At 50.1% G+C, this 12,568-nt stretch carries 9 protein-coding genes and 1 riboswitch; of the genes, 4 read left to right on the forward strand and 5 right to left on the reverse strand.

Annotation, left to right across the window (positions count from 1 at the left end; genetic code table 11):
- Positions 1 to 36: 36 nt before the first annotated feature.
- The gene (gene ppk1 / locus AB5Y48_RS05295; protein ID WP_050665844.1) at positions 37 to 2,109 is read left to right on the forward strand and encodes a polyphosphate kinase 1; all 2,073 of its coding nucleotides are present in this window, start codon (positions 37 to 39) and stop codon (positions 2,107 to 2,109) included.
- Entirely contained in the window at positions 2,099 to 3,589 is a 1,491-nt protein-coding gene (ppx, locus tag AB5Y48_RS05300) for an exopolyphosphatase (RefSeq protein ID WP_224159901.1), read from the forward strand. Before ppk1 ends, ppx begins: the two co-directional genes overlap by 11 nt.
- 61 nt (positions 3,590 to 3,650) lie before the next feature.
- On the opposite strand, the gene mgtE is transcribed toward ppx, so the two are convergent.
- Positions 3,651 to 4,994, reverse strand: a complete 1,344-nt coding sequence (mgtE, locus tag AB5Y48_RS05305) for a magnesium transporter (RefSeq protein ID WP_224159900.1) — start codon at positions 4,992 to 4,994, stop codon at positions 3,651 to 3,653.
- Positions 4,995 to 5,109: 115 nt separating this feature from the next.
- Positions 5,110 to 5,279, reverse strand: a riboswitch (M-box (ykoK) riboswitch).
- A gap of 307 nt (positions 5,280 to 5,586) precedes the next feature.
- Between mgtE and pseB the strand changes: the two genes are divergently transcribed.
- Both pseB and pseC read left to right on the forward strand, forming a co-directional pair.
- Positions 5,587 to 6,591 (forward strand): UDP-N-acetylglucosamine 4,6-dehydratase (inverting), encoded by a 1,005-nt coding sequence (gene pseB, locus AB5Y48_RS05310; protein ID WP_060585464.1) that lies wholly within the window; start codon positions 5,587 to 5,589, stop codon positions 6,589 to 6,591.
- Positions 6,588 to 7,709 (forward strand): UDP-4-amino-4,6-dideoxy-N-acetyl-beta-L-altrosamine transaminase, encoded by a 1,122-nt coding sequence (gene pseC / locus AB5Y48_RS05315; RefSeq protein ID WP_368163938.1) that lies wholly within the window; start codon positions 6,588 to 6,590, stop codon positions 7,707 to 7,709. Before pseB ends, pseC begins: the two co-directional genes overlap by 4 nt.
- On the opposite strand, the gene AB5Y48_RS05320 is transcribed toward pseC, so the two are convergent.
- The 4 genes from AB5Y48_RS05320 to AB5Y48_RS05335 all read right to left on the reverse strand — a co-directional run bounded on the left by AB5Y48_RS05320 (position 7,706) and on the right by AB5Y48_RS05335 (position 12,509).
- On the reverse strand, positions 7,706 to 8,872 hold the full coding sequence (locus AB5Y48_RS05320) for a nucleotide sugar dehydrogenase (protein WP_368163939.1): 1,167 nt from the start codon (positions 8,870 to 8,872) through the stop codon (positions 7,706 to 7,708). The two genes, pseC and AB5Y48_RS05320, sit on opposite strands and share 4 nt — an antisense overlap.
- Positions 8,872 to 9,897 (reverse strand): NAD-dependent epimerase, encoded by a 1,026-nt coding sequence (locus AB5Y48_RS05325; protein ID WP_368163940.1) that lies wholly within the window; start codon positions 9,895 to 9,897, stop codon positions 8,872 to 8,874. Before AB5Y48_RS05325 ends, AB5Y48_RS05320 begins: the two co-directional genes overlap by 1 nt.
- Positions 9,898 to 10,219: 322 nt before the next feature.
- On the reverse strand, positions 10,220 to 11,239 hold the full coding sequence (locus AB5Y48_RS05330; protein ID WP_368163941.1) for a hypothetical protein: 1,020 nt from the start codon (positions 11,237 to 11,239) through the stop codon (positions 10,220 to 10,222).
- Between the two features lie 13 nt (positions 11,240 to 11,252).
- Positions 11,253 to 12,509, reverse strand: a complete 1,257-nt coding sequence (locus tag AB5Y48_RS05335; protein ID WP_368163942.1) for a class I SAM-dependent methyltransferase — start codon at positions 12,507 to 12,509, stop codon at positions 11,253 to 11,255.
- Positions 12,510 to 12,568: the final 59 nt, after the last annotated feature.

Genomic DNA, 12,568 nt, shown 5'->3' on the forward strand with positions numbered 1-12,568 from the left:
TAACAGGCGACCCAGACGGCATTTCAGAGGCAGATCATGAGCACGGATCAGTTGTACGTGGACAAGGAGCTCAGTTGGCTCTCATTTAACGAGCGGGTACTGCAGGAGGCGATGGACAAGACGGTTCCCCTCATCGAGCGGGTTCGCTTTCTCGGGATCTTCTCTTCCAACCAGGATGAGTTCTTCAAGGTGCGGGTGTCGGATGTGAAACGCCGCATCCTCATCAATGAAGAGCACGGAGGGGACGAGGCGGCCAAACTGCTGCTGCGGGCCATTCAGCAGAAGGTACTGACCCTGGGGGAATCATTTGATGCCACCTATCGCGAGCTGCTGTTGCAGCTCGCTCGCCACAGTATCTTTCTGGTCAACGAAAACCAGCTCTCGGAAGCCACCGTAAACTGGATGCGCACCTTCTTTCGCGAGAAGGTACTGCGCCACATCACCCCTATCCTCCTCAACAAGGAGGTCAACCCCGCCAAGTTTCTCAAAGATGAGCGCACCTATCTGGCCGTCGAGATGAAAAGACAGGGGCAGGTGATCCAGTATGCCCTGGTCGAGGTGCCCACCGACGATCTGCCGCGCTTCTTCCAGCTACCGCCGGAAGGGTCGCGCCGCAAAAAGCAGATCATCTTGCTCGACAACATCATCCGCCTCAACCTCGATGCCATCTTCAAGGGCTTCTTCGACTACGACGAGATCGCCGCCTACGCGGTCAAACTGACCCGTGACGCCGAGTATGATCTCTCGGATCAGCTGGATCTCAGCCTGGTCGACAAGATGAGTGATGGCTTGAAGCAGCGGATCACCGCCATGCCGGTGCGCTTCGTCTATGAGCGGGAAATGCCGGCTGCCATGATCAGCTTTCTCAAGCTCAAGCTGCAGATCAGCTCCTATGACGCCATCATCCCCGGCGGGCGCTATCACAACTTCAAAGATTTCATCGGCTTTCCCAATGTCGGCCGGGATTATCTGGAAAACCCCAAGCTCCCCGCCCTGGAGTGCCGTGATTTCGATGGCTTCGTCAACGCCTTCGACGCCATCCGCGAGCGGGACATACTGCTCTACTACCCCTACCACAAGTTCCACCATTTCACCGAGCTGGTGCGCCAGGCCGCCTTCGACCCGGCGGTCACCGCCATTCGCATCAATATTTACCGGGTGGCCAAGAAGTCGCGCATCATTCACTCCCTGATCGACGCCGCCAACAACGGCAAGAAGGTGACCGTGGTGGTCGAGCTGCGCGCCCGCTTCGACGAGGCGGCCAACATCGACTGGGCCAATATCTTGACCGACGCCGGAGTGCGGGTGGTGTTCGGGGTGCCGAGCCTCAAGATCCACTCCAAGCTCTGCCTCATCACCCGGATGGAGAATGGCGCCCCGGTGCGCTATGCCCATATCGGGACCGGAAACTTCAACGAGAAGACCGCCAAGATCTACACCGACTTCTCCCTGATGACGGCTCATCCCGAGATAGCCGCCGAGGTGGAGAGCGTCTTCGAGTACATCGAATACCCCTATCGGCGCTACAAGTTCAATCACCTGCTGGTCTCCCCCATCAACAGCCGGCGTCAACTGTTTCGCCTCATCGACAACGAGCTGGCCAACGCCAAGGCGGGCCTGCCCTCCGGCATCGTGCTCAAGGTCAACAACCTGGTGGACAGGGATCTCATCAACCGCCTCTATGCTGCGGGCCAGGCGGGGGTCCCCATTCAGATGATCATCCGTGGCATGTGCGCTCTCAAGCCGGGCGTGCCGGGCCTGAGCGAGAACATCAAGGTGATCAGCATCATCGATCGCTTCCTCGAACACCCCCGCGTCATGGTGTTTCACAACAAGGGGAACCCCCAGCTCTACATCTCCAGCGCCGACTGGATGAGCCGTAATATCGACGGCCGTATCGAGGTAGGCACCCCGGTCTACGACGATCGCCTCAAGCAGCGCATCCTCGACATCCTGGATCTGCAGTGGAACGACACCACCAAGGCCCGAGTCATCGATGCCGAGCAGAAGAACGAGTACGTCAAACGGGGCAACCGGCGCAAGCTGCGCAGCCAGATGGCCATCTATGAATACCTGAAACAGTGCGAGGAGAAGCAAGGTGGACAATAGCCTCTATGCCGCCGTGGATCTTGGCTCCAACAGCTTTCATATGATCATCGCGCACCTCAGCGAAGGACGTTTCCGGGTGGTAGACCGCCTCAAGGAGCGGGTCAGGCTGGCCGAGGGGATGGATGAGCGCAAACGGATCAGTCCAGAGGCGATGCAGCGAGGGCTCGAATGCCTCGCCCTGTTTGCCGAGCGCCTCGCCAATCTCCATCCGGAGCACGTGCGTATCGCCGGCACCTACACCCTGCGCCGGGCCAGCAATGCCCATGAGTTCGTCCAGCAGGCCAGCCGCCTGCTGGGCCACCCCATTGATGTGATCAGCGGCCAGGAGGAGGCACGCCTCATCTATCAAGGGGTCGCCCATACCCAGCATGTGGAAGGGCAGGTACTGGTCGTGGACATCGGCGGGGGGAGCACAGAGCTCATCATCGGCGAAGGCTTCACCCCCCATGCCCTCACCAGCCGCAAGATGGGCTGCGTCAGCTTCACCCAGCATTTTTTCTCCGACGGCAAGCTCAGTGAGCGTCAATTTACCGCCGCCATGCTGGAGGCCCAGCACCAACTCGACCCCATCCGCGAGCAGTACCGCACTCTGGGCTGGCAGGCGTGCCTGGGCAGCTCGGGCTCTATCCGCGCCGTGCACGATGTGCTGGTGCAGGAGGGGCTGAGCGAGGGGGGCATCACCCTGGGCGCCCTCGAACTGCTGCGCCAGAAGATGATAGAGAGCAAGAAGTGCGGCAACCTCAAACTGGCGGGACTGCCCGAGGAGCGACGCGAGGTGCTGCCCGCTGCGGTCGCCATCTTGCTGGCCCTGTTTCATACCCTCAAGATCGAGCGGATGGATTACTCGGACGGTGCCCTGCGCGAGGGACTGCTCTACGAATTTGAGGAGCGGCTGCAACACCACGACATCCGCGAGCGCACCACTGAGGCGCTCAGCCGCCACTATCACCTCGACGTGCGCCAGGCGAGCCGGGTCGAACAGACCGCCCTCACCCTGTTTGATGCGGTGCAGGGCGAGTGGCAACTCGAGCACACCCCCTATCGGGCCCTGCTCGGCTGGGCGGCGCGGCTGCACGAGATAGGCATGGCCATCAACTACAGCGGCATCCATCGCCATTCGGCCTACATTCTGCAGCACACGGATCTGCCCGGCTTCAGCCAAGAGGATCAGACTCTGCTGGCGGCCCTGGCACGCTTCCAGCGCAAGGCATTGCGTCTGGAAGAGATGCCTCCCCTGCCGAGCCACGACACCATGACGGTGCTGCGCTGCCTTCGTCTGCTGCGCCTCGCGGTAGCCCTGCACCATCGCCGCCAGGACGAACTTCTGCCCGCGCTGGAAATCGCGGTAAGTGAGGAGACACTCACCCTGCGCCTGCCTGCCAACTGGTGTGAGGCCAATCGCCTCTTGATGCAAAACCTGGAGAAAGAGCAGCGCTACTGCCGGGAGGCCGGTTGGCCCCTTCTGCTGGAGTCGGTGTAACCACTCACACAACTGAAATAGCAGCGGGGCGGCCCATAGGCCGCCCCGCTTTTTATTCACCTCACTGCAACTCAGGCAGGATCAGCTTGGCAATCTCGAAGTAGATGATGAGGCCGGTACCGTCGACCAGGGTCGCGATAAAAGGGGCAGACACCACGGCAGGATCGATCCGAAGGCGACGCAGCACCATGGGGATCACCGAGGCCACGGTGGCACTCCAGAGCACAATCGCAAGAATGGTAAGGGTCACCACCAGACCAATCTGGGGGCCCACCCCCAGTGACCAGGCTCTTACCCAGGCGGCCAGCGCGATTGCCACCGAGATGAAAGAGGCGGTGGAGAGCTCTTTTTTCAGCACGGCACCGAGGTTTCGCAGGCTCACCTCCCCCACCGCCATGGCCCTTATGATGGTGGTGGTGATCTGGGTACCACTGTTGCCACCTGTGCCAATGAGCAGAGGAATGAAGAAGGCCAGGGCGATGGCCGCCTCGAGCTGCTCTTCAAATGCCCGCAGCACAGTGCCTGTGTAAGCCTCGGCCACAAACAGGACCAGCAACCAGGGGGTACGCTTGCGCCATAGCTCCCAGGGAGAGGTCTCGAGATAGGGTTTGTCGAGCGGCAGTGACCCCCCCTGCATCTCCGCATCCTCGGTCGACTCGGATTCGAGAATATCGGCCGCGTCATCCACATGCAGCACCCCGACCAGTCGTCCCTCATGCACGACCGGCAGGATGGAGAGATCCCGCTCGATAAGCAGCCGGGCCGCCACCTCCTGATCCGCCATCGCCTCAATCCGGGCGATGTCGAGGGTCATCAGCTCCCCTAGGGATGCCGTGGGCTCGGCCACCATCAGAGTACGCAACGAGATGGCGCCACACAGCACGCCCTCGGTGCTCACCACGAAGATGTCACGGGTGCTCACCGCTTGATCCCACAGATCGTGCACCTGCCGTTTGGCCCCCTCGACGCTACAGTCGCGTGGCAGGGCCAGATAGTCGAGCCGCATATGGGCACCGACCGTCTCGGAAGGCCACTTGAGCAGAAGACGCAGCGCCCCCTGATGCTCTTCCTGGATAGCGGCAATCAGTTGATCCTGCTCGGCCCGTCCCAGCGGGCGCAGCAGCTCGAGCAGCTGGGCCAGGCTGAGCCAGTTGAGCAGTGGCGTCATGACGCTTACATGCAAACGGAGTAGCAGTCGCCCCGCCGTCGCTCCCGGCAGGGAGATAAGCAGGGACTCACTATCTTCTAGCGGCAGGGTGTCGAAGACGCAGTTAAGCTCTTCGGGGCGCAGGGCCATCAGCTGATCGGCGCGGCGTACAGGATTGGTGTTATGGGCCAGCCACCCTTGCAGTGAGGGGCGATCGAGCAGTTGATGGGTATTGAGTAACAGGTGTGTTTTCTTCATCACAGAGTTCTCGTGTGATCCAGGTCAGCCTGGAGGTGCGCGACGCGCAAATGAGAGAAAACAGCCCTTGATGGACGAGCAAGAGATCGGCAGGAAAAGGGTCGCTCACGCGAAACCCGCATCCCCACGTTCCAGCTTTAGCACTGCATAACGTATCCGGTTACCCGGAAGCCACTTGGGTTAACACCTTAATCCGATGAAAACTGTCCTGATCTTGGGCGTCTCTGGACGTCGTGAGATCAGTGGCCTGTGTTTATGCAGGAGCCTCGCCTAACGAGATGCTGCAGACAGTGCCCCGGTCACGGGGCGGCGCCATGATGGCGGCCGCCAGGAGTTGGGTCAACCCTGGTGACAAGCTTCGCAATATCTGCTTACAGAATGAAGAGAGAGAGCACGCCTGTGATATGAGGCCCCATTTAACCCAAGGAAAGTGTGCGCAATCGGGCAAAGTGGAGTTATGATCTAACAATTCGATGGAAATCATTGGGTTATCTTTCCCGCCATGTGCTACATATCGAGGGAAGATGCGCCCCTGTATCCACGAGATGGAACGAAGATTGCTTGAGACTGAGCTCAGCAGAGAGAGATCCCTATGTTTGACAACAAGACCCTATTGATTACCGGCGGCACCGGCTCCTTTGGCAAGATGCTGGTCAAGACCATATTGGCCCGCTACCAACCCAAGCGTCTTATTATCTACTCTCGCGACGAGCTCAAGCAGTTTGAGATGCAACAGGTGTTCAACGAACCGTGCATGCGCTATTTCATCGGTGACGTGCGCGACGCCAACCGCCTCACCATGGCCATGCGCGGAGTGGACTATGTGGTTCATGCCGCCGCCCTCAAGCAGGTGCCTGCCGCCGAATACAACCCCATGGAGTGTATCAAGACCAACATCCACGGGGCCGAGAACGTGATCCAGGCCGCTCTCTTTAATCAGGTGAAGAAGGTGATCGCCCTCTCGACCGACAAGGCCGCCAACCCAATCAACCTCTATGGGGCTACCAAGCTCGCCTCTGACAAGCTGTTTGTGGCGGCCAACAACATCGCCGGGCAGGACCCGACCCGTTTCGCCGTAGTGCGCTACGGCAACGTCGTCGGCTCACGCGGCTCTGTGGTGCCCTTCTTCCAGCGGCTGATCGACCAGGGGACAGATTCCCTGCCCATCACCCATGAGGAGATGACCCGCTTCTGGATCACTCTGCAACAAGGGGTGGAGTTTGTGCTTCGCAACTTCGAGCGTATGAAGGGGGGCGAGATCTTTGTGCCCAAGCTCCCCTCGGTGCGCATCACGGATCTGGCCCGAGCCATGGCGCCCGATCTTCCCCACAAGATCGTGGGCATCCGTCCCGGTGAAAAGATGCATGAGGTGATGTGCCCGGCCGACGACTCCTACCACACCTTCGAGTTCGATGATTTCTTCGTCATCGGCCCCACCATCAACTTCAACAACCGTAACAACGACTTCTCGAAGACGGCAACGGGCGAGAAGGGGCGAATGGTCGAATCCGGCTTTGAGTACAACTCCAGAAGCAACCCCCACTATCTCACCATCGAGGCGCTCAAGCGGCTCAACCAAGAGGTCAACATCGAATGATCCCCTACGGTCGCCAGTCCATCAGTCAGGCCGATATCGATGCGGTGGTGGAGGTATTAAAATCCGACTTTCTGACCCAGGGGCCTGTCGTACCCCGCTTCGAGCAGGCGGTCGCCGATTATTGCGATGCCACATTTGGGGTAGCGGTCAACTCGGGTACTGCCGCACTGCACATCGCCTGTCTGGCGCTGGGAGTCGGCCCGGGAGACTGGGTCTGGACCTCCCCTATCAGTTTCGTGGCATCGGCCAACTGCGCACTCTATTGCGGTGCCCAGGTGGACTTTGTCGACATCGAGCCCGATACCGGCAATATGTGCGCGCTTGAGCTGGAGCGGAAGCTGACTGCCGCCAAGGCGGAAGGCAAGCTGCCCAAGGTGGTGATCCCGGTGCACTTCGCAGGCCTGCCCTGTGACATGAAAGAGATCCACCGCCTGGGACAGGAGTATGGTTTTCGTATCATAGAGGATGCCTGCCACGCCCTCGGCGCCCGCTATCACGGCGAGCCTACCGGCAACGGCCGCTACAGCGATATCACCGTCTTTAGCTTCCACCCGGTGAAGATCATCACCACCGGCGAAGGGGGCATGGCCATGACCAATGACCCACAATTGGCCAAGACCATGCGCATGCTGCGCAGCCACGGTATCACCCGCGAGCCGGAGGACTTTATCAACGAACCGGACGGCCCCTGGTACTACGAGCAGCAGATGCAGGGTTTTAACTACCGCATGACAGATATCCAGGCTGCGCTGGGGTTGAGCCAGATGGCCAATCTGGAGACATGGATTCACTCGCGTAACGAGATTGCCCGGTACTACTTCGAAAGACTGGCACCACACCAGCTAACTCGTCATTTCAACACCGAGCGGCGTAGTGCCTTCCATCTCTATGTTCACCATGTAGCACCTGAACAACGCAGTGCGCTCTTCCAAAAAGTACGTGAACAGGATATCAGCGCCAACGTGCACTATATACCTATTTACAAACAACCTTGGTATCAAAAGTGGACTCATACTACCCTGCCCTCTACTGAGCAATTTTACGCAGGCGCAATGACCTTGCCACTCTTTCCTGGTTTGACAAAAGCACAGCAATTGAAAATATGCAGTCTGCTTTAGTCGTAGCCAAAAATGTCTCGTGTATAGACCTTATCAATCACATCGGCTAAATCAGGACTCATTCGGTTAGCAAGTATAATGTCACACATACCTTTAAATACGGATACTTCAGTGATAACTTTTGACCTAAAGAAATAAGGTTCCATTAAGGATGGCTCATAAACAACAACCTCAATACCCTTCGCCTTGATTCTTTTCATGACTCCCTGTATTGCCGATGCTCTAAAATTATCCGAGCCAGCCTTCATAACTAGTCGATAAATACCTACTCGTTTAGGATTAGTCGCGATAACTGTATCGGCAATAAAATCTTTTCTCGTTGTATTAGCATCAACAATAGCTCTAATCAGGTTGCTGGGCACTTGGTTGAAATTTGCCAGAAGCTGCTTGGTGTCTTTTGGCAGACAATAACCTCCATAACCAAAGGATGGATTGTTGTAATAGTGGCCAATACGAGGGTCCAGGCAAACACCATCAATAATATCTTTTGTTTCTAGATTATTTTTTTGGGCATATGTATCCAACTCATTAAAAAATGCGATTCGCATCGCCAGATATGTGTTAGCAAATAATTTTACAGCCTCTGCTTCCGTACTTTCAGTAAAAATGACTGGCACATTTTTTCCTATTGCCCCATCAATCATAAGTCTGGAAAATGTTCGTGCATATTCACTTGTTGCCCCGACTATAACACGTGATGGATAAAGGTTATCATATAATGCTCTCCCTTCACGTAAAAACTCGGGGGAAAAGAAAATATTCTCGTAATTATGAGTCATCCGCATTTTAGCGGTAAAACCAACAGGAACAGTAGACTTGATTACAATTACTGCCTCAGGATTAATTTCCATGATATCAAAAATAACTGACTCTACCGACGCAGTATCAAAGCAATTTGTATCAGGATCATAATTAGTGGGCGTCGCAATTATAATATAGTCAGCATGTTCGTAAGCGGTTGATTTATTCAAGGTTGCGGTAAGATCCAAAGTCCGTTGTTTAAAGAACAGATCGATATCAGAATCAATAATTGGAGATTGTCGCCTGTTAATCATGGACACTTTTTCTGGATTAACATCAAATGCAACAACATGATGGTTCTGAGCTAACAATATTGCATTAGACAAACCTACGTAACCTATACCGACAACGGCAATTTTCATTATTGAACCTTCACATCCAAAAATTGATAATAAGAGCGATACCATTCAACAAAATTCTGTATGCCCTGTTCTATCTTCATTGATGGGCGATATGAAATAGTAGCAAATAAATCCTCAGTATCCGCCCATGTCGCATAAACATCACCCGACTGCATGGGCATCATATTTTTTATAGCTTTAACCCCCAGCGCTTGCTCGAGAGACTGAATAAAATCAACTATTTTAATCGGCTTACCATTACCAATGTTAAATACACGATAAGGGGCACTGCTATCAGCTGGAGAACCAGTTGCGCAACGCCAGGCAGAATTTTCAACCGGTATCACGTTCGCCACCCGGATCACACCTTCAGCAATGTCATCTATATATGTGAAATCTCGGCTTAACAGACCATTGTTATATACATCTATTGGCTGTCTAGACAGCATACATTTAGTAAATTTAAATAATGCCATATCCGGCCGTCCCCACGGGCCATAAACTGTGAAAAAACGCAATCCTGTGGTTGGGATGCCATACAAATGAGAATATGTGTGCGCCATCAGCTCATTCATCTTTTTTGTCGCTGCATATAACGAAATAGGATGATCAGTGGGTTCACTCACTCTAAATGGCATTTCCTCATTCATTCCATATACGGAGCTAGAAGATGCATAAACAAGATGCTCAATATGATGATAACGACAACCTTCCAGAATTGCTAAAAATCCCTCTACGTTGCTATCAATATAAGAAAAGGGAGACTCTATTGAATGGCGAACACCGGCTTGAGCAGCAAGATGAATTACTCTGTCAAACTTTTCTTTGGAAAAAAGAGTCAGGATAGATTTTCTATCAGAGACATCCATTTTGAAAAAATTGAAGTTATAAAATGGAGTTAACTGTTCAAGTCTACTTAATTTAAGAGATACTGCATAGTAATCATTAAGGTTATCAATACCTATAACCTGATACCCTTTCAAGCACAATAGTTCGCACACTTTTGCACCGATAAACCCCGCAGCTCCAGTAACCAGATATTTCATACCAATCACCCATTGCAATAACAGCTTTTAACTATCAGAAGTAATTATCTGTAGTCTTGCCTCACCCGTTAAAATATATAAAAAATTTGCAACGTTTAATGTTTGTCAAATGATCATGCAACACAACTTAATCATATATGCCATTCACATAAAAAGGATGCTTAAATGAACTGTAATTATTGTTCTCATAAAATGAACACTCCGTATAAAATAACATCACCGATTAATAGCCATGGTTTAAAAGTTCATTGATTATTGATTATTGATTATTGATTATTGATTATTGATTATTGATTATTGATTATTGATTATTGATTATTGATTATTGATTATTGATTATGACAATATTGTCAGCATCCTTTCTTGAGCCCAAAGCACCTTTGATTTCATCATAGTATTTGTCGGTTGCAATATAGATGTAGGTTTTTTCTGGAAAAATATCAGGAAGAATAGAAAAAATTTCATTTTCTGTATCAAGAATATATCTATCAAAAACATTTGATATTTTATGTGAAAACACTGAATACATTAGAATTGATTGCGATATATTATTTGCACAATATAAAGCGACCCTCTCACATTGAAATTTTGTAACTGCAGACTCAAAACTAAATATATGCTCAACGATGCTCTTGTTCGTGAAGAAACCATATGGAAGGATAAGATCCTGCACTTTTTCAAAATAATCGCCCATTAAAAACTTCAGCTTGCTTATATATATTCTTGGTAAATATGAAATCTGTTGGGCTGGGCGAAAATTTATGTTTGACATTTTCTCAACAGCCAAGAACAAATAGGTGGTTTTATCACTATTCTCGTTAATATCGCAGAATGAATAATCACGCAAATCATCAGCAAGAAGTGCCTTTTTAAATTCTATCACCTTGTATTCATTTGCGTAGCAGAGTGACAAAAAAAACTCCACACTATAGTTAAATAACCCATGATGAGAGTGATTGATCGGCAAAAAATGAAAAATTCGCCCACCAACTTTTGTCGCAATATGTATTGCACAGAAAGAGAGATACTGATTAAATATATGCTCTGTAGTACCAAAATTAGTTACAATATCATACTCTTTTGATAACAATGGTAAAGCTTCGTTAAGGTCACATAATATACTTGCCGCATCAATATCGACAGAGTCATAATTATACCCCAATTTTTCATAAAGAACCTTTGTATAAGAGCCATTATCTACCCCATGCTTATCAAAGAAAAACATTTTACTTTCTTTATCAAAAATATGAGATAGTTGCTGACAGCCAAACTCGAGTATATCTTTATCATCTAATCTAAAGTGGCGTGAAACAGCACTATATATTGCAGGTGTCATACCCATGGTCATTCACCTTCTATAAGTAAGAACCGGTTATACGTTCAACAAAAAAATCATGAAAGGTTGTCATTATTTTCCACTGAAGTTGATTAGTGTGTATTTTCGATTTTTTTTCTGAAAAATACTTCTTCACTATAAAGTTTAAGGGGTACGTCTTTATTAACTCTGATTTTTCCACACAGCTCATGGCCCAAGAGGAAACATCTGTCTCGATCTCTTTTTCAGAAAAAAGCCTTAATTCTTTATCGAATTCCTTATAAAATTTAAATGAAGTGAATGCTACTCGAGAATAACCTTGCTTTTGAAGCCAAGAAAAAGCTTGCGGGAGAGAAATATCATGCCACGGTGAAATCATTATTGTATTTGATTGATGGAAAGCAACCCAGTCATAGTCACATAGATCAAACATCTCAATAACTGTTTTCTCATCAAGAAAAACATCATCTGTAATGACAATATAATTGTTTTTTTTATCACCAAGCTCAGACAAGAAATCTTCCCTAAGCCCATCTCTTACCACAAAGATGAGGTCAAACTTCAAAAAACTATAAAAATCTATTATTCGGTTAAGAATGAGGCTATTCTTTAAATATTCAACAACACATTTCACTTTTACAGTATCACTGGTTATAGCGTTCGTATTGGGGACATCAATACCTCCCACTGCTATAATATTATTGCGTTCACGATACAAATCGTTGTCTAGTGTAAACCCTACCATAATGTAATTACTATTATCAATGGATTTCATGAAATTATAGAATTCTTGAATTGACCATTCACGAATATGCGCTCTGTTTTCAGGAGGTCCTATATGATATAAGCCACGAGTTCTAATTCTGTCCGGCGTTGATATTATCACAAACCCAGCCACCTTCATTAAATAGCTCAAATCACTAGCCAATCTATCAGGAAATTTAAGATGTTCAATAACATCAGAGCATATAACAACGGAATCTTTTAAAATTTCATCCGGAATGGAGAAAGAGTTTGTATCTAGGTCGATGGGAATAAACGAAAGATTTTTAACATTTTTTTCTATGAGCTGTCGATTTTCAGGAAGATCAACACAATATATCTTGGCATCGCTAAAAATCGCTAATTTATCTCCATTTCCAGATCCAATATCTATGATGCAACTATATTTCCCCGTTTTAAATACATGATGCGCAACCCTATATACATCAGGCTGACAGGTCATATTATCAAAATATGTAATGCTTGGATCAAAGTCCGTTTGTTCAACATAATTTTCGGGAAGGAAATAACTCATGCTAATACCCTTGTAGAAATCTAGTTATTATCTGAGGAGCTCTTGACAATGCAAGACAT

It is taken from the genome of Aeromonas sp. R6-2, from assembly GCF_040908155.1.
Taxonomy (GTDB): domain Bacteria; phylum Pseudomonadota; class Gammaproteobacteria; order Enterobacterales; family Aeromonadaceae; genus Aeromonas; species Aeromonas schubertii.